The 24303-nt window shown below is 67.7% G+C and carries 17 protein-coding genes; 7 read left to right on the forward strand and 10 right to left on the reverse strand.

The genetic code is table 11. The features are described 5' to 3' along the window. A partial coding sequence (locus G3O00_RS19340) for a glycoside hydrolase family 2 protein (RefSeq protein ID WP_241025223.1) occupies window positions 1-2049 on the forward strand: 2049 nt, incomplete at its 5' end. A 46-nt stretch (window positions 2050-2095) separates the two neighbouring features. On the opposite strand, the gene G3O00_RS19345 is transcribed toward G3O00_RS19340, so the two are convergent. Together G3O00_RS19345 and G3O00_RS19350 are read right to left on the reverse strand one after the other, a co-directional pair. Next, window positions 2096-3487 carry a sigma-54 dependent transcriptional regulator gene (locus G3O00_RS19345; RefSeq protein WP_174932395.1) on the reverse strand — a complete coding sequence of 464 codons (1392 nt, stop codon included), beginning with the start codon at window positions 3485-3487 and terminating at the stop codon, window positions 2096-2098. Window positions 3488-4179: 692 nt separating this feature from the next. Next, window positions 4180-5403 (reverse strand): glycosyltransferase family 4 protein, encoded by a 1224-nt coding sequence (locus G3O00_RS19350; protein ID WP_241025224.1) that lies wholly within the window; start codon window positions 5401-5403, stop codon window positions 4180-4182. 204 nt (window positions 5404-5607) lie between these two features. Between G3O00_RS19350 and G3O00_RS19355 the strand changes: the two genes are divergently transcribed. Next, on the forward strand, window positions 5608-6270 hold the full coding sequence (locus tag G3O00_RS19355; RefSeq protein ID WP_011355413.1) for a drug:proton antiporter: 663 nt from the start codon (window positions 5608-5610) through the stop codon (window positions 6268-6270). Further along, a complete protein-coding gene (locus G3O00_RS19360; RefSeq protein WP_206143990.1) occupies window positions 6267-7847 on the forward strand; it encodes a mannose-1-phosphate guanylyltransferase/mannose-6-phosphate isomerase in 1581 nt (526 codons plus the stop codon). The genes G3O00_RS19355 and G3O00_RS19360 overlap by 4 nt, the downstream gene beginning before the upstream one ends. A gap of 36 nt (window positions 7848-7883) precedes the next feature. Here G3O00_RS19360 and G3O00_RS19365 read toward each other — a convergent pair whose 3' ends face one another. The 5 genes from G3O00_RS19365 to G3O00_RS19385 all read right to left on the reverse strand — a co-directional run bounded on the left by G3O00_RS19365 (window position 7884) and on the right by G3O00_RS19385 (window position 15282). Next, window positions 7884-9149, reverse strand: a complete 1266-nt coding sequence (locus G3O00_RS19365; protein ID WP_206143991.1) for a right-handed parallel beta-helix repeat-containing protein — start codon at window positions 9147-9149, stop codon at window positions 7884-7886. Window positions 9150-9169: 20 nt separating this feature from the next. After that, window positions 9170-10228, reverse strand: a complete 1059-nt coding sequence (locus tag G3O00_RS19370) for an acyltransferase (RefSeq protein WP_206143992.1) — start codon at window positions 10226-10228, stop codon at window positions 9170-9172. 108 nt (window positions 10229-10336) lie between these two features. Beyond that, window positions 10337-11659, reverse strand: coding sequence for an oligosaccharide repeat unit polymerase (locus tag G3O00_RS19375; protein WP_241025226.1), 1323 nt, complete (start codon window positions 11657-11659; stop codon window positions 10337-10339). A 91-nt stretch (window positions 11660-11750) separates the two neighbouring features. Next, entirely contained in the window at window positions 11751-14018 is a 2268-nt protein-coding gene (locus tag G3O00_RS19380) for a polysaccharide biosynthesis tyrosine autokinase (RefSeq protein ID WP_206143994.1), read from the reverse strand. A gap of 55 nt (window positions 14019-14073) precedes the next feature. Next, complete coding sequence (locus G3O00_RS19385) at window positions 14074-15282, reverse strand: polysaccharide biosynthesis/export family protein (RefSeq protein WP_041493323.1); 1209 nt, start codon at window positions 15280-15282, stop codon at window positions 14074-14076. Between the two features lie 58 nt (window positions 15283-15340). Between G3O00_RS19385 and G3O00_RS19390 the strand changes: the two genes are divergently transcribed. Next, window positions 15341-15835, forward strand: coding sequence for a hypothetical protein (locus tag G3O00_RS19390; protein ID WP_241025225.1), 495 nt, complete (start codon window positions 15341-15343; stop codon window positions 15833-15835). A gap of 163 nt (window positions 15836-15998) precedes the next feature. Here G3O00_RS19390 and G3O00_RS19395 read toward each other — a convergent pair whose 3' ends face one another. Next, window positions 15999-17855, reverse strand: a complete 1857-nt coding sequence (locus G3O00_RS19395; RefSeq protein WP_206143995.1) for an alpha/beta hydrolase — start codon at window positions 17853-17855, stop codon at window positions 15999-16001. 492 nt (window positions 17856-18347) lie between these two features. Between G3O00_RS19395 and G3O00_RS19400 the strand changes: the two genes are divergently transcribed. The 3 genes from G3O00_RS19400 (at window position 18348) to G3O00_RS19410 (ending at window position 23404) form a co-directional block, all read left to right on the forward strand. Further along, window positions 18348-19604, forward strand: coding sequence for an oligosaccharide flippase family protein (locus G3O00_RS19400; RefSeq protein WP_174932377.1), 1257 nt, complete (start codon window positions 18348-18350; stop codon window positions 19602-19604). A gap of 75 nt (window positions 19605-19679) precedes the next feature. After that, window positions 19680-20747, forward strand: a complete 1068-nt coding sequence (locus G3O00_RS19405) for a glycosyltransferase family A protein (RefSeq protein WP_174932375.1) — start codon at window positions 19680-19682, stop codon at window positions 20745-20747. 455 nt (window positions 20748-21202) lie between these two features. Next, window positions 21203-23404, forward strand: a complete 2202-nt coding sequence (locus G3O00_RS19410) for a glycoside hydrolase family 3 C-terminal domain-containing protein (RefSeq protein WP_206143996.1) — start codon at window positions 21203-21205, stop codon at window positions 23402-23404. Window positions 23405-23480: 76 nt separating this feature from the next. Here the strand turns inward: G3O00_RS19410 and G3O00_RS19415 are convergent, their stop codons facing one another. Together G3O00_RS19415 and G3O00_RS19420 are read right to left on the reverse strand one after the other, a co-directional pair. Continuing rightward, window positions 23481-23651: a hypothetical protein gene (locus tag G3O00_RS19415; protein ID WP_206143997.1), complete on the reverse strand. Its 171-nt coding sequence runs from the start codon at window positions 23649-23651 to the stop codon at window positions 23481-23483. Then, a complete protein-coding gene (locus G3O00_RS19420; protein WP_206143998.1) occupies window positions 23651-24229 on the reverse strand; it encodes a DUF4865 family protein in 579 nt (192 codons plus the stop codon). Before G3O00_RS19420 ends, G3O00_RS19415 begins: the two co-directional genes overlap by 1 nt. Window positions 24230-24303 lie beyond the last annotated feature (74 nt).

Consider the following 24303-nt stretch of genomic DNA (forward strand, 5'->3'; position numbering starts at 1 on the left):
ACCGCGGCACGGCGCCCGGTCCGCACGTCGCTGTGCGGACACATGCCGGGCTGGTTTCCGCCGCATGTGCCGACCGGCCCGTGGCGGCCCGTGGACGTGCTCGATCCGGCCGACGGGCCCGTTCTCGTCGATTGCGACCTGCACGCACGCATCGAAGGCGACACGGGCTGGCTCGACGCGGAACTGACGTTCGCCGCGCCGCTGCCCGACGCGCTCGCGGCACGGCTGTCGTGCGGCAAGCACCACGCGACGCTCGAACGCGCCGGCGCCGACCGCCTGCGCACCAGCGTCGCGGTGCCCAATGTGTGCCGCTGGTGGCCGCATACGCACGGCGAGCCCGTGCTGTACGACGTTGCACTGCATCTCGGCGACGCGTTGCGACCGCTCGGCGCAACGGGTTTCCGCACGATCGAAGTCGACGCCGGCGCCGACTGCAAGGGCTTCGGGCTGCGCATCAACGGCGTGCCCGTGTTCGCGCGCGGCGCATGCTGGAGCAGCGCCGCGCCGCTCGCGCTGCACGCGGACGACGCCACTTACGCCCGCCTGCTCGGGCTCGCGCGTGACGCCGGCTTCAACATGATCCGCGTCGGCGGCACGATGACCTACGAGGCCGATGCCTTTCATGCCTGGTGCGACCGGCTCGGACTGCTGGTCTGGCAGGATTTCATGTTCGCGAACTTCGACTATGCGCTCGACGATCCCGCATTCGCGGACAACGTCGATCGCGAAGCCCGGCAGTTCCTCTCGCGTCACAGCGCGTCGCCGTCGCTCGCCGTCCTGTGCGGCGGCAGCGAGATCGCGCAACAGGCCGCGATGTCCGGGCTCGGGCCGAAGCAGCGCTTCCTCGAGCTGACCGCAGACCGGCTGGCCGGCCATGCAGCCGCATGCCGGCCCGACGTCCCGTATGTGCCCGATTCGCCCGACGGCGGCGTGCTGCCGTTCGCCCCGCGCGAACGCGTGTCGCACTACTACGGCGTCGGTGCATACCTGCGCCCGCTCGACGACGCCCGCCGCGCGGACGTGCGCTTCGCGAGCGAATGCCTCGCTTTCTCGAACGTGCCGTGCGACGCGACGCTCGCCGAGCTCGGCTGGCCGGGCGTGCACGAGCCGCGCTGGAAGGCAGCCGTGCCGCGCGACCCCGGCACGTCGTGGGATTTCGAGGACATTCGCGACCACTACCTGCAGACGCTCTACGACGTCGTGCCCGACCGGCTGCGGCGCGAGGATCCGTCGCGCTACTTCGAGTTGTCGCGCGCGGTGATCGCGGACCTGATGCGCGATACGTTTTCCGAATGGCGGCGCACCGGCTCGCGCTGCGCCGGCGCGCTCGTCTGGCAGTTCCAGGATGTGATGCCGGGCGCCGGCTGGGGGATGATCGACGCCGCGCATCGGCCGAAATCGGCGTGGCATGCGTTGCGTCAGGTCCTGCAGCCCGTGCAGGTGCTGCTGGTGGACGAAGGCTTGAACGGGCTCGACGTGCATGTCGTCAACGAGCGCCCGGCGCCGCTAACGGCCGCGCTCGAGCTGGTCGCGCTGCGCGACGGCCGCACGCCGGTCGCGCGGGCCGGCTGCCCGGTGCGGATCGCGGCGCACGACACGGTGCGGATCGGCTCGGCCGAGCTGCTCGGCCGGTTCTTCGACTGGACCTACGCGTACCGCTTCGGGCCCTGCGAACACGACACCGTCGTCGCGACCCTGCGCGCCGACGATGGCACGCTGCTGTCGCAGGCGTTCCATTTTCCGTCCCGCACACATCCGGCCGTGCTGGCACGTCGTGAACTCGGGCTGGAAGCGTGCGTGTCGCGCACCGGTGACACGTGGCACGTCGACATCGATACACGGCACGTCGCACGCCATGTGCAGATCGATGCGCCGGGCTTCATGCCGCGCGACGACTGGTTCCATCTCGCGCCCGGCACGCCGGCGCGCGTCGCGCTCGTTCCGCTTCAAATGATCGGGAAGCATGCGGCCGCGACCGATGGGCCGCCAGCCGTGGAAATCCGGGCCGTGAACGCCGCGCGCACGGTGCGCGCCACGCAGGCCGGTTGACGCGACGCTCGCGGCGGCTGACAGCCGCGAGCGCCCCTGTCGAATCTCAGTCGGACGAGCCCGTGCCGCGCGGCCGCTCGATCCCGTATGCCTCCATCCAGCGATACAGCGTCGCGCGCGACACGCCGAGCTCGCGCGCCGATGCCGCGACGCGCCCGCGCGTGCGCAGCAGTGCGGTTTCGATTGCCTCGCGCTCGATCGACTTGCGGATGTCGGCCACCGACGGTGACGCGGCATCGAGACAGTATTCGAGCTCGAGATCCTGCGCGGTAATCAGGCGCCCTTCCGTCATCACGACCGCGCGGCGCACGCGGTTGATCAGCTCGCGAACATTGCCCGGCCAGTCGTGCTTGTAGAGTGCGGTGATCGCATCCGTCGAGAACCCGCGCACGCGATGGCGCGCGTCGCCGCGGAAGCGTTCGAGCATGTGATGCGCCAGCAGTTCGATGTCCTTGCCGCGCGCGCGCAGCGGCGGCTGGTCGATGCGCATCACGCACAGACGATGGAACAGGTCCGGCCGAAAGCGCCCTTCCTCCATCGCTTCGCGCAGGTCGACGTGCGTCGCCGACACGATCCGGACATCGACCGGCACCGGATCGCTGCCACCCAGGCGATGAATTGCCCGCTCTTGCAGAAAACGCAGCAGGCTCGCCTGGCTCTCGTGCGGCAGGTCGCCGATCTCGTCGAGCAGCAGCGTGCCGCCGCTCGCCGCTTCGACATAGCCGATCTTGCGTGCGTTCGCGCCGGTAAACGCGCCACGCTCATAGCCGAACAGTTCGGATTGCAGCAGATGGGGAGGAATGGCACCACAGTTGACCGCGACGAACGGGCCGTTGCGGCGTTCCGAATGGCGATGGATCGCGACCGCCGTCAACTCCTTGCCGGTGCCCGTTTCGCCGAACACGAACACCGGCGCGTCGGTGCGCGCGAAGCGCCGCACCGTATCGAACAGCCGCAGCATCGCACTGCAGGTGCCGACGATGCCTTTCTCCTCCGACTCGAGCCGTTCGCGGTCGCGCGCGAACAGGCATTCCATGCCGTACGCGTGGCCGACCGTATCGGCGATCCGCTGATGTGACGCGGGCAACGTGACGTAATCGAAGCAATAGTCGCGCAATAGCGCGCGCACGTTCGGCGAAGCGGTCTGGCCGACGTCGATGAGCGCGACCCAGACGACATCGCGCATCGACGCGCAGGTCGACGCGATGCTGCCGATCGCGTCGGCATGGCCGCCGCTCAGGTCGAGAATGCCGCAGGTGATTTCGCCGGACGTTTCGCGCAGCTCGCTGGCCTGCGCGACGATCGACACTTTCCAGTCGCGTCGCGCCAGTTCCTTTCGGAGCATGACCGACGGAGACTGCGTCCAGTAAATCAACGGACGCTGCCCGTTACCACTCCCCGCGTCGGCGATCTTATCGCGCGTTATTGGCATATTCATAACGAACCATCACTTTCTCCACTCCGCGAACCGTTCGCGTGCGCTGCGGTCGGCGGCGCGTGGCCACCTTTCCGCGCTGCGTTTCCGCAGCTTTGGCGAAGATCGAAACTGCACACGGCGAGAGCCCCCGGAGGTCGAGCCGGATGTCATCCGGCCTCGTTGTCATCGAACTCGAAGGGAACGCGCGGCTGCGGGAGCCACGACGTTCCCGCTTTGACGCAACCCAGCCGCCCAGGCGGAGCGCGTCGGCAAACGGAGCATCCGTCCGCATGTGCGCCGCGTCGTACACGACAGTCGCGCCCGATGCTGAACCGAATGGCGGCCACCCTCCAAGCTGAATGACCGTCGCACTTCATCCGTTCGTGAATTTACACCCCGTTTCGAGATGGTCTTGTTACCAAAAGATAATCCTGAATCATCCGGTTACGCAGCCGGTCGCCCCGCGCGACCTACCTTTGGCTACTGAGATTTGATTCTCTCTCAGCATTCACGTCAATCAGTGGCAAATACTACATTTCCGCCAGATGGGTAACCTAGATTGCGCGTGATTTTCACTGAAATCCTTTAAAAAGACCGGCACCGCACGCCACACGCCACATAATCGCGCGCGCCGACGGCCGGCAGAGCCGTCCCGCCACGGCGCACGGGACGCGCCGCCGTTACACTCCGTAATCAACCCGCACGATCGCCGCTCAGGTTCGCAGCGCCGTCTCGCCATCCCGGACCGGCCGATCGCGCATGCCGGCCTCGGTCGAAGGCTCGTCGTGCGGCGTGAAACCGGCGGATCCGGCCATCTCCTCCTGCAACGCAGCATAGCCACTCATCACGAAGCGCGTGAACTCGTCCCGAAAGCGCGCCGAGCTGAAGTACTCGGCATTCGCGCGGCACGCATGCGGATCGATCGCCCCGCGCGGCAGCGCTTCGAATCTGGCAAGCGCATCGACCAGTGCGTCGACCGTCTGCGCGCGGTAGAACAGGCCCGTTGCGCCGGCGACCGGCCACGGGCGCACCGACTCGCGCACGCCGCCCTTCCCGTACGCGATCACGGGCGTGCCGCATGCCTGCGCCTCGACCGGCGAAATGCCGAAGTCCTCTTCCGCAGCGAACACGAATGCGCGCGCACGCTGCAGGTGGTCGTGCAGCACGTCGAACGGCTGGTACCCGAGCAGCGTGACGTTCGGCCCGGCCAGCGCGCGGATCTTCGCCATCTCCGGCCCGTCGCCGATCACGACGAGGCGGCGCTCCGGCGTACGCGAGAACGCGTCGACGATCAGGTCGATCCGCTTGTACGGCACGAGCCGCGACGCGGTGAGGTAGAACGCCTCCTTGTCCGGACGTAGCGACAGGTGGTCGACGTCGACCGGCGGATAGATCACCGTCGCATCGCGTCGGTAAGTCTTGCGGATGCGGCGGGCGATGAAGTTCGAATTGGCGGCCACGCGATCGACGCCGTTCGCCGAACGCGCATCCCAGTTGCGGATGTAGTGCAGCAGCGCGCGCGCGATTGCCGATTTCAGCCCGCGTGCGAGCCCGGCCTCGTTCAGGTACTGGTGCTGCAGGTCCCACGCATAGCGCACCGGTGAATGCACGTAACTGGCGTGGAACTGGTCCGGGCCGCTGAGCACACCTTTCGCAACCGCATACGAGCTCGACAGCACGACATCGTACGCCGACAGGTCGAACTGTTCGATGGCCAGCGGAAACAACGGCAGGTAGTTGCGGTAGCGCGTGCGCGCGAACGGCAGCTTCTGGATGAAGGACGTGTGCACCGCGCGGCCGCGCAGGCAGTCCCGTTCCTCGAGGAAATCGACGAGGCTGTAGACATCGGCCTGCGGAAAGCAGTCGATCATGTGCGCCAGCACGCGTTCGGCGCCGCCAGGCACGACCAGCCAGTCGTGAACGATCGCAATCTTCAAGTACCGCTCCCGATTCTCCAATGACATTCGATAACGGCGCGCCACGCAACGCGGCCGCCATGCCGTGGCAATTATCGGAAAGCACTGGCACCGCCGATGTGTGTTAGCGGACACTACGACGCTGTTGGCGGACGACGCCACGCTCGCGCGAACCCCGAGCGTGGGTAAGCTTTCGAACAGACCGGCGCGCTCAGCATCCGCATCATGATCATGGCCGCTTCGCACTGGACAAACGTATTCGTGCGGCACGGCGTGCTGAAGGTTTCACGCGAGGACCGCATCATGGAATGGCATTGTTGTGAATTCGAACATCTGAGCGCCGTCGATCTCTACGCAATCCTGCGCGCACGCAACGCCGTGCTGGTCGTCGAGGATGCGCATACCCATCTCGACATCGACGGCAAGGACGCGGGCGCATTGCACGTCTACGCAACCGTGCGCAACGGCGACGCGGCGGAAGTCGCGGCTTACGCACGGCTCCTGCCCGGCGACGACATCGATCCGGACGTCGTGATCGACAAGGTACTGACGAGCGAAGCATGCCGCGACGGCGATACGCTCGAACACCTGCTCGAACGTGCACTGACCGCCGCGCTGGCCGCATGGCCGGACGCCGCGCTGCGCATGCACGTTCCCGCCCCGCGCCAGGCGTTCTACAAACGTTTCGGATTCCGCAAGGCATACGGACCGTATCTCGAACAGGGCGCGCCGTTCGTCGGCATGATCCGGCCGGCCGACCGCGCCGCCGGCGCGCTGCGCCAACTGTTGTCCCGGACCGTTTCGGCGACCCTGCCCAGAAATGAAGATGCGCGTGCCGACGCACGCGTACACAACCGGCTGCCCGCCGATACCGGAGCCAACCGATGACCCGCACCCTGCACCCGGTTCCCGCACCCGACCTTCCACGCATCCTGCCGGTCATCCTCGCCGGCGGGTCCGGCACGCGCCTCTGGCCGCTGTCGCGCGAACAGTATCCGAAGCAGCTGATCGAGCTGACCTCGAACGAATCGCCGTTGTCCGCGACGGCGCGTCGCCTGAACGGCATCGCGAACGCGGTGCTGGGCGACAAGCTGCTGCTGGTGTGCGGCGAACAGCATCGCATCATGAGCGCCGCGCAAGTGGTCGACCGTGCGGCACCCGCCCGCATCCTGCTCGAACCCGCGGCGCGCAACACGGCGCCGGCGCTCACGCTTGCCGCGCTCGACGCCAGCGAGCTCGAGGACGACCCCGTGCTCGCGGTCATGCCGGCCGATCACGTAATCGCCGATGTCGGCGCGTTCCAGGACACGATTGCACGCGCGGCGCGTTATGCGCAGGAAGGCTCGATCGTTACGCTCGGTGTGCTGCCGCGCCGCGCGGAAACGGGCTACGGCTATATCCGGGTCGGCGAGCCGCGGACGAGCCGCCACGGCGGACAAGGCGGGTATTCGATCGGACGCTTCGTCGAGAAACCCGACGCGGCACTCGCCGAGCGCTACCTGCAATCGGGCGACTACTGGTGGAACAGCGGCATTTTCGTCACGCGCGCGTCGGTCTGGCTCAAGGCGATTCGCGCACTGGCGCCCGAGATCCATGCGGCCTGCGAGTCGGCGTGGCGCGCGGGCGTCGCCGACGATCCGTTCTTCCGGATCGACGCCGCGGCGTTCGACGCCTGCCCGTCCGACTCGATCGACTATGCGGTGATGGAGCGCCTGGCCGACAGCAGCGAACTCGGCATCGAAGGCATCGTGGTGCCGCTCTCGGCCGGCTGGTCGGACGTCGGCACGTGGGATGCGATCTGGGAAATCATGCCGAAGGACGATCACGGCAACGTCGCCCGCGGCCCGATCGTGTTCGAGGACACGCAGGACAGCCTCGTGCGTTCGGAAGGCCGTCTCATCGCGTGCGTCGGCATGAAGGATGTCGTCGTGATCGAAACGCCCGACGCGGTGCTCGTCGCGAACAAGCATGACGTGCAGCGCGTGAAGAACATCGTCGAGCGCCTGAAGAGCGACCGCCGCCCGCAGGCGAGCGAACACCGCAAGGTGCAGCGTCCGTGGGGGCATTACGATTCGATCGATCTCGGTGAGCGGTTTCAGGTGAAGCGGATCGTCGTCGAGCCAGGCAAGCGGCTGTCGCTGCAGATGCACTATCACCGCGCCGAGCACTGGATCGTCGTGCGCGGCACCGCGAAGGTGACGCGCGGCAACGAGACGTTTCTGCTCAGCGAGAACGAGTCGACGTATATCGCCGTCGGCGAAGTCCATCGCCTCGAGAATCCGGGCCGCATTCCGCTCGAAATCATCGAAGTGCAATCGGGCAACTATCTCGGCGAAGACGATATCGTGCGCTTCGACGACCAGTACGGGCGCCCGGTCGTCGACCCGCTGCCGGAACAGCACTCGGTGCCGCTCGCGGCACCGGAACCCCACGTGCAAGTGGTAGAGGGAGACGTCGTGCGGTAATCGCGTGCCGCGCACGCAGGCGCGTGCATCGATTCGTCAGTCGATGCCGCGCTGCGGCGGGCGCGCCTGCCTGAGCGCTTCGCGCACATGCGGCAATGCCGACGTGTCGGCGCCGATCGCGTCGATCGACATCGGCTGCATGACCATCGCCCCGCACTGCGCGGCCTTCGCGCCACCCGCGGTACAGCCTTCGCCCCCACCCACCTGCACCGGCATCCCGCCGATCGCGGACAAGCGGTTATCCGCGATCCGGTACTGCGACACGTTTCCCCACACGCGAATGCCGGCGAACCGCGCGCGCGACACGCGGTTGCCGATCACGACCACGCGCGTCACCGAACCCGACCACGTACTGACGTCGATCGCGGCCTGCTGGGTCAGCGGGCGCGGATCGGTCCGGCCGGCCGCGGTCTGGATATCGGAAATCTCGTTGTTCTCCACCAGCACGCCGGACGCGCCGTAGGTCCGTGAACTGTCCTCCTGCGCGACGAGAATGCCCGCACTCACCTGCACGTTGCGCACGACATTGTTCGCGATCGTCACGTCTGCACCGCCGACCACCGTGATGCCACGCCCCCACGCGTTGCCTTCGAGCGAGTTGTCGGCAATCAGCACGTTGCGACTGAGCACGCCGTCGCCCTGATAGCTCACCACGGCAATCATGTCGTCGCCGGTGCCGCGCACGACGTTGCCCCGCACGAGCACGTTGCGCGCCCCGTGCGTGATGTGGATGCCGTCCGCCAGCGTCGCCAGCACCTCGTTGCCGACGATCGCGACATCCGTTCCGCCAAACACGAAAATGCCGCCGCCACCGCCGTCGATCACATTGTCGAGCACCTGCACGTCGCGCCCCGTCACTTCGATCTTGGTCGACATGGGCGTGCCCATCCGCGTCGAGCCCGTTCCCACCAGCCTGAATCCGGCGATCGTCGTGCCCGTGCCGCGCATTTCGATGGTCTGGTCGTCCGGCACGGTCGCACTCAGCGTCGCGCCGTAGCCCGACAGCACGACCTGCGCTTGCCGAACGACGAGCGAACGGCCGACGATGTAGCGCCCCGGCGCGAACACGAGTCGCTGGCCCGGCTGCAGCGCGTCCAGCGCGCGTTGCAGTGCGTCGGCCTGATCGGTGCCGTCGGACGCCGGGGTGACATGAGCATCCGGCGCGGTCGCGCGAATCGTCGCCTGCGCCGCCTGAGACGCGTGGGCCACCTTCTCGGCGGGTGCCGCGACGGCGGGACCGGCGCTCATCCACATGCCGAGCATCGCGCAGCAAAGACGGGAAAGGCATCGGCGTCCAGTCATGCGGGCTACGTCCATGCGTGTCATGCCGGTTGCGGCCGCACGGCCGCTCGGCGCCCCGGCCATGCCGGGAATCCGGCGACGCGCGCGGTGCCGGTGCGCAGCGCAATCAGGTAAACCGCCATCGGCACCACCACGCCGGCGAGCGTGCCGATCACGAGGTGTATCGCGAGACTGCCGACGCCGGCGCGCATCAACACGATGCGCACGCCGGCCATCACCAGGATGTGCATCAGGTAGATCGGCATCGACGCGTACCCGATCGCCGCGAGCCAGCCGGCACGCGCGGGCGACGATGCATGGCGATATGCCAACTGCAGCATCAGCGCGATGCCGGCGAACGCGGCGGGAACGGCCCAGGCGCTCGTTGCGCTCCCGAAGCCGTGCGCGAATGCGACCGCCACGACGAAGCCTGTCGCCGTCAGCGCGCACGCCGCAAGATGACTGTTGCGTTCGAGCCAGCCCGGCAACGCCCGCGATGCAACGACGCCCGCCACGAAGAACGGCCAGTTCATCAGCGTGGTCGACACGATGCCCCACTGCGTCGCCGCGCCGATTGCGAGTCCGAGCATCGCGCTTGCCACGAGCGCGTCGCGGACGCGCGGCGGCATCGGCGTCTGCGGGAATGCAGGCACCCATCGGGCAAGCAGCCATGCACCGATCATGCAGAGCATCAGCGCGTACAGGAACCAGAACTGCGCGAACGGCCGCCAGCCGATCGCCAGCAGGTCGCCAATCGTGAACGGATGATTGGTACCGTGCGATGCCATCGCAATCTGCGCGCCGCCTTGCAGGATCGACCACAGCAGGTACGGATAGACAATCGTGCGTACTTTCGCCCCCATGAACCGCTGCGGCGCGCCGCGCAACGAGCTGCACACGTGCAGTCCGGACAGGAAGAAGAACAGCGGCATGTGAAACGTGTAGATCACGTAGTCGACCCAGGCCAACACGGTCTCGGGCACGCCGGCCGGCACGAGGCCCGACGAGACGGCGCCGCGCAATACGTGCCCGTAGACGACAAGAATGATCCCCGCGCCGCGGGCGACGTCGAGGCTGGTTTCGCGTGCAGTCGTAGTCATGTGGAGGTCGATGCGGCTTCCCCGTCAGGGCCCGCGTGCATGGCGAGTGGTCGTGAGAAGCTCCACTTTATGCATGCCGGCCCCGGACGACTGTGGGCTGGACGACAGTTAGCCGATGTCGGGCGCACGCCGGATCGCGACACCGCGCGCGGCGGTTGCCGACGCCCGTTCCGGTCGTTTCACAAACCATCTGAACACGACGATCAGCAGCACGACCGGCACGAAGTCCCGGCCGCTGAACAGGTTCGGAATTCGCAGGATTTCCATCAGCGACACATAGAGCACCGCGTGCGCACAGCACCAGAAGCCGCTTCCTCTTCGCCACCCTGCATAGCCACGCCCGAACACCCAGCCGGCGAACGCCGCGTTCAGCAGACCGAACCAGCCCCATTCGTAGAAGTGGACGAAGATGCCCGACGGGTTGTTGAACTCGGGATCGGCATAGCTTTTCAGGAACAGGTCGACACTGTCGCCCGAGTCGAGCCACGGCTGGAGCGTCGCGCCGATCACCGGGAAATGCAGCAGCCAGTCGAACGTGAACATCGGGTGCCCGTTGCCCCAGCCGAGCACGTTGAGGATCCCGGCGCCATTGTTCAGCGACGTCGAGTAGTACAGGCCCAGGCGCTCGAGCGCGAAATCGAAGATGTTGTCGTAGATGTTGATGTAGTAGGTTTCCCACGACCGGCTGTATTCGTTCACGATGAACAAGCCGAGCAGCAGCGGGATCGCCGCATACGGCCCGAGCGCCAGCAACCGCAGCCGCTTGCGGCCGAGCCGGAACCGCACCACCATCAAGGCGAACGGCAATGCGATCTCGATGACCGCGAGCCGCTCCGCGAAGATGAAGCTGCGCAACAACGTCAGCACGGCCAGTACGACCATGTATGCCTTGTAGCGATTGAAGCCCTTGACCGGCGTCCTGAACACGTAGAAATACAGCGCGACGAACGGCGCCGTCGCCTGCGTGAACGAACTCAGGCCCGTGACGCGCCCTTTCAGTTCGATCAGCTCGAACGTGTTCGCGGTGCCGGTCAGGAACTGCAGCAGGACGGCCGGATGCGCGAGCACGCCGCTCATCATCACGAGATAGCCGAACAGCGCGAGCGCGAACACGAAATCGAGCACGCGCGGCGACAGCTCGGCCGGCCCGTCGTCCGGCACCCGCCGACCCTGCGCATCGGTCGTCGCGAACCATGCGGCGGCCGTCAGCACCAGCAGGAACAGGCCCCCCGCGAACGCCGAATATCCGTCGAAATAGATGCGCGCAATCGACTTCTGGTCGCCGAGCAGGCTCATGGACAGCAGCCCGTACAACGGCAGGATGAAGATCAGCACGAGCCGTGCCGGATCTTCCCACCAGTAACCCGCGTAACCGTCGGCGCGGCCCGCGCGAACCGCCCGGCGACGCATCGCCGGCTGCCGCGGCCGCATGCGCGAGCGGGCCGCCACTCGATTGTTCATGATGTCCGTTCCATTGCTTCGCCGGTGCGCACCTTGTCGTGCGGCGCCACGCGCTCGCCGCTCAGCCGGCCGGGCCGCGCGCACCCATCACGCCTGCGTAACCGGATGCCGCCTGATGGGTGTTCGTCTCCGTGTAACCGTAGTCGTAGCGTCCCAGCGGGCCCTTGAAGTCGTTCAGGATCACGCCGCGTACGTCGATGTGCGCGTGCTCGAGCCGGCGCGCGCTTTCGTCGAGTTCCGTCAGCGTCGTCACGCCGCTGCGCGCGACGAGGAACACGGTTCCGGCCAGGCGCCCGAGCACCAGCGCGTCGGCCACCGGCAGCAACGGCGGACTGTCGATCACGACCATGTCGTAGCGCGCCGCGACGCGCTCGATCAGTTCGGCGAACGCAGGCTGCAGCAGCAATTCGCCCGGATCGGGCACGACGTTGCCCATCGGCATGAAATCGAGGCCGGGCATCACATCGCGCTTGATCGCCTGGTCGAACCCGTGCGAGCCGCCCACGACGTCCGACAGGCCCGGCGCTCGGGTGAAGCGAAACCGCTCGTGCAGCGCGCCCTTGCGCAGGTCCGCGTCGATCAGCAGCACGCGCCGCTTCGCGGCGCCCACCAGCGACGCGAGATTCGCCGCGACGAACGACTTGCCGACGCCCGTCGTCGGCCCCGAGATCAGCACGACACGATTCGGCGCGTCGGGCATCGCCAGTTGCAGCGCCGTGCGGAAATTGCGCAGGCTTTCGAGCGCCGCGCCCTCCGGTGCCACCGGCAGCGCCGGCTTGCGTCCGGCGCGGCGCCGCGCGGCCTCCGACGGCAACACGCCCTGTTCAGACGGCGGGCTGTGCGGCACCGCCGCGAACACCGGCAATCCCGTCGACCATTCGATTTCCTCGGCGTCGCCGACCGTGCCGGCAAGCCGCTGCCGCACGATCACGACCGCGGCGCCCGCCAGCAGGCCAAGGAGCAGCGACGCGATCACGGCCATCCCGCGATGCGGCCCGGTGGGCGTCTCCGCGATCTTCGCCGCGTCGACGATCCGCACGGTACCGGTCTTGCTGGCCCGCGCGAGGATCATCTGCTGACGCGTGTTGAGCAGGTTCGTGTACAGCGCGGTATCGACGGCCACGTCGCGCTGCAGTTGCAGCACGCCCTGCTCGACGGTCGGCAGTTGCTGGATCTGCTTGCGCACGGTGTCGAGCGAATGCTGCGCATCGGCGAGTTGCGCGTCGACCGCCACGACGGCCGGGTGCTTGGGCATGAACCGAGTCAACAGCTCCTCGCGGCGCTGCTGCAGCGTCTGCACGCGCGTCTCGATGTCGACCGACTGCTGACGCAGCGCGAGCCCTTCGTCGCTCGTATTGACCGTGCCGTGCGATGCGCGGAACGCATTGAAGCGGCTCTCGGCCGTTTCGAGCTGCGCCTTCAGTTGCGGCAGCTGCGCATCCATGAAGCGGATCAGCTTGTCGGCCGCTTCAGACTTGCGCTGCGTGTTCTGCGCCAGATACGCGTCGCCAACCGCATTCAGCACGCGGCTGTCGTGCACGGGATCGGGGCCGTCGAGCGTCACGCCGATCATGTTCGACTGCTTGCCGCGTTCCGAGATCAGCGCGTTCTTCTGCAGCCACGCGGTCGCCTCTTCCTCGCCGTAGCGCGTCAGGTCGAAGCGCGCGCCGGGCTCGCCGGCCACGTCGCGCACGAATACGTCGAGCGGCCCCTGCGGCGTCTCGACGTGCAGCGGCTGGCCGACCCTGCCTTGCCAGACGGGCCCGGTCCTGCCAAGCAACCCCGTGCGCTGCAGCGTATAAGTGCCGCCATTGCCCACGACGAGCGCGAAATGCTTGCCGACGAAACGCTTCGGCACGTCGAAGGTCGGGACGTCGATGCGCTCCGTACCGTACACGTAACCGCCCGGCAGCGGCGACGACAATCCGTCGGCCGCGTTCACGAACCGCCAGCCGATGACCGGCAGGTAATGCGGCCGCGCATCGATGGCCAGGTTGGTATCGTCGACCGCACGCGCCATCACCGCGCGCGATTTCAGCACCTCGATCTCGGTCGACGCATCCGTCTTCAGGTCGAACACCGACGACGGATCGCCCGGCGGCGAGTTCGTTTTCGACTCGGTCGGGCTCTGCTCGACCTGGAACAGGATGTCGGTCCGGTAGACCGGGCGCGCGCAGAGCGCGTAGAGGGCCCCGGCCAGCGCGCCGGCGAGCGCCGTGCACAGGATCAGCCGCCGGCCGCCATGGAGCATGGCCCAGTAGCGGCGGTACGGATAGGACGGCCGCGGCGCGGGCCCGTCGTGCGGGTCAGGGAGAGTCTGGGCGTTCATACAGGATCGGTCCCGTAGACGCGACGTATCGCGATTGCGCGATCCGTCACGAGGTTCACGGCGAAATGGCCTTGGCCGTCAGCGCACCTTGCGCGGACGACGGAATCAGCAAGTTGACGACGCGGCTCCAGCGCACCAGCGACGACGCATCGACGAACACCACGTCGCGACGCTCGAGCGGAAACCGGTCGGCGAGCGCGAACGAGGCCGGCGAACGCCCGTCCAGGTGATAGACCTGTGGCCGGTTGCCGGGCCCGCGCCGCACCACGAACACCTGGCGCGCATCGGCCGTGTACTGGCTGACGCCGCCCGTATCGCCGAGCGCTTCGCCGAGGCTCATGCGGCCATCGGTCAACGTCAGCGTCGCCGGACGGGACACCTCGCCGAGCACGAACACCTTGCTGTCGCTCGCCGCGCGCACACGCACCAGATCGCCGTCGCGCAGCAGGATGCTCGTCGGGTTGATACCCGCCTGCAACATGGCCGGCAGGCTTACCATCACGGTCTTGTTGCCGCGCGTCACCGACACCTGCGAGCGGTCGGCCGTCGCGGTGAAGCCACCTGCGCGGTCGATCGCCTCGGGCAGCGTCATCGGCATGTCGTTGACGATCTGCAGCCCCGGGGTGCGCACTTCGCCGTCGAGATAGACACGCTTGCTGCGGTATGCCTGGACGCGCACCGCGATCTGCGGCTTGCGCACGTATTCGCCAAGCCGCTTCGTCAGCACCGCGCGCGCCTGTGCCTCGGTCAGCCCCTCCACGTGCACGAGGCCCGCATACGCGAACTGCACGCTGCCGCTCGCGTCCACCGTGTAGCCGGTCGCCACCGAACTGGCACCCACACCATCGCCGCCGCCCGTCGTCTGGGTCGTCGGCAGGTTCAGCTCGGGGTGATCCCACACGACGATGTTCAGCACGTCGCCGGGCCCGATCACATAGGGCTTCGGCGTGCCGAACAACTGGCGGATCTCGGCGTCGACGTTCGCATGACGTGCCGCATCATGCTGCTCGACGAACGCGGGCGTGATCTCGATCAGGTCTTCGCTCGACACGTTCTGCACGCCGTCGAGGCCGCCCGCGCCCGATGCGTCGGCGCTCACGCGCGCGTTCGCGTCGCGCTCGGCCGGCGGGTGATACGTCATGCCCGGTGAGAACGCGCACGCGCTCAGCGTGCACACGGCCGCCGCCAGCGCCACGCGCGACAGCCAGCGCGTGCATGGCTGCCGCATCGCGCGTGTCGATTCCTTTTGCGTCGTCGTTGACATGATGTCCTTCCGAAACTGTGCGGTAACCCGCCGAACGCGGCGGGCTCCGGCATTACGCTTGCCTGCGCGGCTCGCATTGCGGCGCCGCGCCTCCCTCGTCACCGCACGTCACTCCGTACGATTCGTCATGAACTGCTCTGTATCGCTTTCATCGCTCGTCTGCATCCTGTCGGCCGGCTTCGCCTGCGCCGCCGATGCGCAATCGCTGCGCCCCGACCCGGTCGACACGCCGGCCTTCACCTCGCCGGCGGCGATCGTGCCGGCCCTGCCGACCCTGCCGGTCCCGCGGCAGCGTTCGGCCCAGACCGCGACGGCGAACGCCGCGACGCCGGCTTCCGAGTCAGCCTCGCCTGGCCTGGCGCTTCCCGGCACCCGCGCCGACGCGGAACCGGAAGCGCGTGCCCGCGGCGTGCTGCGCCGGCCACTCGCGCCGAGCCGGCCCAGCCGCCCGAAAGCAGCCAGCGCTTCCGGCGACGGTGCGTGGGATACCGGCACGCTGTACGCATCGCCGTACACCACGTCGCCCTACGCGCAGCCGGATGACACGGACTGACGCCGCCGCCCGGTCCTGCGCCGGTGCAACGGCGCATGCGCCGATACGGGATTGGACACCGGAGCGACGGGCGCGTCTGTGAGCAAGCCCACCGAACGCCGATCTTCATTTGAATGGAGATTGCACCCGGCCCAGCCAACCGCCGAACCTCGCGCGACGCGCATCACGAACTTCCGACCGACACGTTCGCATAGGGCCGACCGGCCGCGTCCGGTGCCGACGGATCGGAAACACGCACGACCGTCCACCCCGAGTCACCGCTCAACACCTGCGTGCAGAGATCGATCACGGCCGCGGTTCCCTCGATGCCGTACAGCGCGTGGTCGACCTGCGGCATCAGGTACAGACGCACATGGCGCGAGCGCCGGAACGCGTGTTCGACCGCACCGAAGTGACGCCGGACGTCGTCGATACCGGGATCAAGCGAACCGTAGACGAGCATCGTCCGGACGTTGCGCTGGGCGAGTTCGCGCATCACGCCGCGCGGCGTATCGGCGCGCGGCTTCCAGCCGATACACGCGGCCACCCGCTTCACGGGCACGCTGATACGTGCGATCCCGTTCGCGGCCACCGCACGCAGGATCGGGCGCACGTCGCGCCGTTCGAGGACGAGCCGCTTCCAGCGCCGCCAGTCGCGCACCGACAGCCAGTAGCCGCGCACCGAGTTGATCCGCCGCTTCTGCGCCGCTTCGAGCGTGAGCCCGGCCGGCCACACGAAGCGCGCGAGGTTGATCGCGATCACGCCGCCGAGCGACGTCGTTTTCACGGCTGCATGCAACGCCGCGTAGGCACCCGAACAGATGCCGGCGGCGACAACGTCCGGATGACCCAGCGCGCGCAACCAGTCGGCGGCCGCCGCGACGTCGTCGATTGCCTGCGGCGAATACACGACGCCCGACTGGTCGTCCGGTGCATCGGGCCCGCTGTCGCCCACGCCGTGCACGTCGATCCGCAACGTCGTCACGCCGGCCCGGGCCAGCGTGCGGGCCAGACGCACGCCGAAGCGCCCTTCGCCGCTGCGCGGATTCGTCGACGTATTCGCGATCACGAGCGCCGGGCCGGCCGGCGTCGGCGGCCGTGTGTCGGCCGGGCGGCATAGCACGCCGACCAGCCGGCTCGGGCCGACCGCGACGATCTGCTCCGTCATGTCGCCCATGTCGAGCGCTGCGGCCGACTCGCCGCTCCATGCATGGACGGCGCGCGGCGGAACGCCTGCTGCCGCGACGGCATCACGGCTCGGTGCGCGCGCGACGATCCAGTCCACCAGCGTGTCGATCGCCGCATGCGGCAGGTGCGAACGCGTGCCGTCGAGCATCGTCGTCGGCCATTCGCGGAAGGAATCGCATGTCACGTCCACGCCGCGCGCCACGAGTGCGTCGCGCAACGCCTGCCCGTCGCCCTGCTCCGGCTGGATCAGCAGCATCGCGCCGGGCAGCGCCGGCGCATCGCACACGACGTCGCACAGATCGACGGCCTTCAACTCATCGACGAATTCGGCCGGAAAGCGATGCCCGAGCACGTTCTTGCACGGTTCGTCGCGGTGCGCGGCGCGGGTCGCGGGCGGCATCGTGTCGAGCCACTGACGATGCACGAACGACAGCTCGCGCAGGTACGCACGGCCGCGCACGACCGGCGCCAGCGCCACCATCGCATCGACACGCGGCGACGTGCGCCGGCCTGCCGCTGCCAGCATCGCGAACAACGCGCCCGCACGAATGCCGACGAGCGTCAGCGCAGTCACGCCGGCGGCATCGCGCAACAGGTCGATCGCACGATGAATGCTGTCGACGCAGGCGGCATGCCGTCCGGCGTCGAGATCGTCGCCCGCCGAATCGCCGGCGCACGGGTAGTTGAACCGCAACACCGTGATGCCCGCGTGGGCGAGACGCTCCGCGACGGCCCGCAAGAGCTTGTGCGTCCATGCAGCCTCATGGCCAAGCGATTCGCACAGGATCACGCCCTGTTCCGTCTGTCCTTCGTGCAGCCACCCGACGCAGCTGCCGAACGTTATCGGCTTCACTCGGTACTCCTCGGATCGGTATTTGTTTTTCCGTGCACAACCGCGCCGGCGGCTCCGCCGGAATGTGCGATGGCGCACTTCCAGCCGCAGGCCGGTGCTGGCAGGAACCGGCTGCAGTCATCCGCCGCGCCCCTGCGCGGCCCGCTCGCCGTATTCCGTGTGTCCAATTAAATCATCGGGCCCGACCGGCCTTCGGTGCGCCAGCTTACAAATGCATTCATCACCGACACGACGCAACACCGTGCACCCCATCGCGATTCATTCCGTCATGCGAACCGAATCCGCGAACGGTAGGCTCGCGAACAATGCCCCGGTGCCCGGCCCGTATCATGGCCGCCATACGATGTGGCCGTGCCGGCATCGCCGGCCGATACCGGCAATGCCGGAACGGGTCGCGAATCCCCGCAGCCGGGTCAGCGCCGACCGGCCGCGCATCCGTACGGCAACACGTTACCCGCCGCCCTGCGATACCCAACGGCGCCGACCGAGCGAATGTCAAACCTCAAGAAAAACTTCCTGCTGCTGCTGACGTTGCAGATTTCGATGTATGCGGTGCCGCTGCTGATCGCGCCGCTACTGACACACGCGCTGGGCCCGGAAGGCTACGGCCAGCTCGCGTTCTCGCTTGCGGTGATCGCGTATCTCACCAACTGCACGAGCTACAGCTTCGACCTGACCGCCACGCCGCGCATCGCGCTTGCACGCGACGACCGCGCCGAACGCTCGCGCATCTTCTGGGCGACGCTGTGTGCGCAGATCGGGATCGCGCTTGTCTGTTTCGTCGTGCTGGTGCTGCTGACCCTGCTGATCGGGCGTTTCGGCGAGGACCGCGACCTGCTGCTGATCGGCTTCGGCATGGTGGCCGGCGTCGCTCTCACGCCCGGCTGGTATTTCCAGGGGATGGAGAAGCTGCGCGCACTCAGCGTGATCCTGTTCGTCGGCCGCGTACTGAGCCTGCCCGCGATGTTCGCGCTCGTGCACAGCCCGGAGGACATCGATCGCGCGATGATCGTCAACGCCGCGGTGCCCGTGCTGTCGGCAATCGCGCTGGCCGTCTACCTGTACTTACATCGCGAAATCGACTTCGTCCGCGTCGGCAAGGCCGACATCGCCGAATCGCTGAAGGGCGGCTGGCAGGTGTTTCTCGCGTCGACGTCGATCGCGTTCTATGCATCGACCAACACGGTGCTGCTCGGCTTCGTGTCGGGCAACGTCGCGGCCGGCTACTTCGCCGCCGGCGACAAGCTGATCCGCGCGGCGCTCGGCCTGCTCCAGCCGCTGAAGGCCGCCACTTATCCGCGCATCAGCTACCTGATGCGGCACGCGCGCAACGACGCGTTCTCGTTCCTGCGCAAGCTGTTCGTCGTGCAGGTCGTGATGGTGCTCGGCATCTCGCTCGTGATTTTCTTCGGCGCGCCGCTCGCCGTGCGCGTGTTGTACGGCCCGTCGTACGAACCGACGGTTCACGTGCTGCGCTGGATGGCGTTCATCCCGTTCATGGCCGGCATGACCGACCTGTTCGGCGTGCAGACCATGCTGCCGCTCGGCATGAAGACGGCTTTCACGCGCATCCTCATGTCATCCGGCATCCTGAACATCGTGCTGCTTCCCGTGCTCGCGAAGTACTTCGCGGAGCTGGGTGCCGCGGCCGCCGTGCTGCTCGCGGAGGCTGCGGTCGCCGCCGCGCTCGCGGCCGTCGTCTATCGCGCCGGCATTCCGCTGCCCGGCAGTTCCATTGCGCGCCGCTAGCATCCGGCCGCACGACGGCGCGCTGCCGATTACCCGCGCCGAGAAGCCCGAATCCAGTTTATGCGGGAGCCGCTCATGGCAGACCTGACCATCGCAATCTGCAACTACAACCATGGCGCCTATCTGCGTGCCGCGATCGATTCCGCGCTCGCCCAGACCGCCGACGATATCCGCGTCCTGGTGGTCGACGACGGATCGACCGACGACTCCCGCGACATCATCCGCTCGTACGGGGAGCGCATCGCCGCGGTCTTCCAGGAGAACCGCGGCCAGGTCGCCGCCTACAACCGCGCGCTGGAGCATGTCGCGACCCGCTACGTGCTGCTGCTCGACGCAGACGACCGGCTTTACCCCGACGCGGCCGCCCGCGTGCTGACCGCGTTCGCCTCCGGCGACTTCGTGAAGGTACATTTCCGGCTCGACGTGATCACGCGGGAAGGTGCCGCGACGGGTGTCACGGTCCCGCAGTCGGGCGTGGCCACCGATTGCGGCCGCCTGCTGCGCGCGGGCTGGCTGTATCCGTCGCCGCCCGCGTCGGGCAACGCGTACCGGAGCGACGCGCTCCGGCGCATCTTCCCGGTGCCCGTCACACCCGACAACCTGCACGGCGCCGATTTCTATGCGATCTACGGGATCGCGCTGCTCGGCGCGGTCCACATGATCGATGCGACGCTCGGCGGCTATCGCGTTCATCTGCCGGCCGCCCCAGCCGCCGGCAACGCCGACCGCGACACGGCCGATCTTGCGTTCGCCAATGCGGAGGATGCAGCCACCGGTGCGCTGAAGTCCGCGCGCCGATGGTCGACGTTGCGCATGATTGCCGGCACGCGGCTACACGAGGCGCTGCCGGCCGAACCGTTCGACTTCTCGATCGAAAAGGCGCGCTTCGCGAGCACGCTGTACCGCGCGCCGCTCGCGCGCCGCTGGCGCTGGTTCCTGTCCGATTCGGGCCGCTACTGGCATACCGTGCTGCGCAATCCGTTCTGGCGACCGTTCAAAAAGCTGGCCGTCACCGGACTGTCGCTCGCGTGCCTGCTGCCGTCATCGACGCTCAGCGATCGCGCGATTCGCTACATCGCCAATCCGCTCGCGCGCGTCCGCCCGTCGACCGATCCGCGAACTGCGGCCCGCGCCGCCCGATAACGACGGGCGTGTGCGATCCATTTGATGCGTTCGCAACGAGCCGGGCTGCCCGCGTCATCGCAACTTCTCGCGAAAAGCCTGTTTTCAGGTACTTCTTACGCTGCCGCACGACCGCCATCGGGAACGATGACCGCCTTTCCACCCCGCAGCGAGCCCTTGCCGAAGAAAGATCGGACATATCGGTAGAAACACCGATGCTGTAGTCAAACTACATTCATACCATTAGTCGCTGCAGAGAATCGCTACATCCGATTCGGCAGTGTCGGGCGGCCCGTGCGTCGCCGCCCGCGTGCGCCGGTCGAGCCCAACCGGCCGTAACGATTCCCCGCCTGGCCTGGCATGCCGACGCGCAACCACCCAGCATTGCCAGCCAATTGCGTCCGGTGCGAATCCACCGGACGTGCGCAGCTCCAGACATCATCCGAACAACCGGCAATACGATCATGGAGAGCAACATGCGGGACACACTCTGGCCGGCCGTCGTGCTGGCAGCGACCCTCTGCACCACAGCCTACGCAGGCGACGCCGATTTCAACGCGCAGGGCGACGCGACCGATGCGTTCACGTCTGCCGCGGCGGTCAGGCGCGCAGACCTGCTCGTGCGCAAGATGACGCTCGACGAAAAACTTCAATTCATTCATTCGCAATACGAAATGTCGAAAGTGCCGGGCGGTGGCGCCGGCTACATCCAGGGCGTGCCGCGACTCGGCATTCCCGACCTGAACATGGTCGATTCGGCGACAGGTTCCGGCAGCACGTCGCAGGCCAGCACGACGTTCCCCGCGACGATTGCCGTCGCCGCGAGCTGGGATCGGCGCCTGTCGTACGACTACGGCAAGCAGGTCGCAATCCAGTTGCGCGCGCAAGGGTTCGGCATGGGCCTCGGCGGCGGCACCAACCTCGCGCGCGAGCCGCGCGGAGGCCGCCTGTTCGAGTATCTCGGCGAGGATCCGCTGCTGGCCGGCGACCTGCTCGCCGAACGCACGCTCGCCACGCAGCGGCAGAAAGTCATCGCGACCATTAAGCACTACGCCGGCAACGAACAGGAGCACGGCCGGATGGGCGGCAACACGCAGATCGACGAGCGCACGCTTCGCGAGCTCTACCTGCTGCCGTTCGAGATCGCCGCGAAGCGCGGGCGGCCCGGCAGCGTGATGTGCAGCTACAACCGCCTGAACGGTGCGTATGCGTGCGAGAACCCTCACCTGCTGAACGACGTGCTGAAGAACGAATGGGGCTTCCAGGGCCAGGTGCAGTCCGACTGGGGCGCCACGCACAGCACCGCCGCCGCGATCAACGCCGGGCTCGACGAGGAAGAAGACGTCGGATCGACCGTGTACCTGACGCCGGCGGCCGTCAAGCAGGCGATCGCGAGCGGCTCGGTGTCGACGGCACGGCTCGACGACATGGTGCGGCGCAAGCTCGCGGTGATGATCCGCGTGGGCGTGATGGACGATCCGGCCAAGGGCGGCGGCACGATCGATTTCGCGGCCGCGAACCGGTTCTCGCAGGCCGCTTCCGAGCAGTCGATCGTGCTGCTGAAGAACGACGGCAACCAGTTGCCGCTCGCCGCGTCGGCGCTGTCGCGCATCGCGGTGATCGGCGGCCATGCCGATACGGCCGTGCTGTCCGGCGGCGGTTCGGGCAACACGCGCGACCCCGTCTCGGGTTCGTTCGCGGGCTGCGGCGGCCTGACGTTCGGGTCATCGACGGGATGCAGCTGGTGGCGCAATCCGTGGCTGAAGGTGGACGTGCCGATCGTCGCGGCGATCCGCGCGCTCGCGCCGGCCGCCCAGGTCACGTTCGCGGGCAACACCGACCAGCAGTCGCCGTTCCGCGCGTACACGCAGCAGGAGATCGACCAGGCCGCGGCACTCGCCAGCCGTTCGGACGTCGCGATCGTCGTGGTCGCGCAGCCGGCCGGCGAGGATTTCGGTGATCTCCAGAGCCTGAGCCTCGCGAACCCGTCGAACCAGGATGCGCTCGTCGAAGCCGTCGCGCACGCGAATCCGCACACGATCGTCGTGGTCCAGAGCGGCAACCCGGTACTGATGCCATGGAAGGACCAGGTCTCCGCGATCGTCGAGGCGTGGTACCCCGGCGAAGCCGGCGGCAAGGCGATCGCGAACGTGCTGTTCGGTGCGGTCAATCCGTCCGGCAAGTTGCCCGTCACGTTCCCCGCGCGCGATCAGGATTCGCCGACCTGGGGGCAAAACGGTGCGTTCGACAACGATCCCGTCTATGCGGAAAAGCTGAACATGGGCTATCGCTGGTATGACGCGCACAACATCAAGCCGATGTTCGAGTTCGGCTACGGGCTGTCGTACACGCACTTCGCGTATTCGGGGCTGTCGGTGGCGAAGCAATGGGACGGGTCGCTGAACGTCACGTTCACGGTGCGCAATGACGGGCGCGTGGCCGGCGCGGAAACGCCGCAGGTCTATCTCGGCGTGCCGTACAAGGACGAACCGCCGAAGCGGCTGGTCGGCTGGGAGAAGATCCGGCTGAATCCGGGCGAGACGCGGCGTGTGCGCGTGACCGTATCGCCGCGCATGCAGAGCGTATGGGATACGTCGCGTAACGGCTGGCGCGTGGTGCCGGGCGGGACGGTGTATGTCGGTGCGTCGTCTCGGGATATCCGGTTGCAGGGGCACTGAGCGGCGATTGCCCGACGGAGGAGTCGCGCACGTCGTGCGCGGCGCTTCCGTATTCCCGCAACCGCGCTGGCGATCTTTAACGGAACAACAGCGCCAGCGACGTCGCGAGCGCGGCAATCGCCGCGATCCCCGCCGCCATCCCGGCCAGATGCGCGGCGATCACCAGACCGGCCGGCAATCGCTCGGATGCCCGGCCGCTCGCCCCGCTCGTCCGCCTGGCTCGCGACCGGAACGCGACGCCGGCCATCACACCCCGCTCCCTTCAAGCGTATCGAGCAACGGCCGGGCCAGATGCAGGACCTGATACACCGTGCCCGCGCCGCCGTCGTCAGGCTCGTGCTCCGAGACGAGTACTCGCGTCAGCCGCCAGCGCAGCGGATCGAGGCTGACGGCCGCCGCGACCGTACCCTGCCGCGCCGCCACTTCGCGATTGCGCTCGACCTCTTGCGCCAGCGTCGCATCGAGGTCGGCATCCGCCGGAATATCGACGGCTTCCAGCCGCACGAAACGCCCCGTCGCCGCACTGCCCTTGCGCGCATCGAGCGCGACCTGCACGTCGATCGGCGCGCGTCCGAAGCTGTCCGTCACGACCCGATAGCGGCCGTCCGTGACGAACCGGGCGAACGCCTGTTCATTGCGCCACAGATAAAGCGATGCGTAACCGTTTTCCGTCGCACCGTAGCGGCCCGCCTCGCGCAGCAGGAACCCCTTGAACACCAGATCCGGCGTGTCGTCCCAGAGCCTGCCGCGCTCGCGCACGCGATTACGGATGATGTCGAGGTCGTAGTCCGCCGGCAGGCGGTGCACGTAGTACGCGGTCAGCATGATCGACTCCTGGGATTGGAAAGGGAGATTCCGAACGGCTTGAAAACAGCGTAGAAGACCTTGAATCATTTGAA

Origin of the sequence: Burkholderia sp. Ac-20384, from assembly GCF_017104605.1 — a bacterium.
Lineage (GTDB): Bacteria > Pseudomonadota > Gammaproteobacteria > Burkholderiales > Burkholderiaceae > Burkholderia > Burkholderia lata.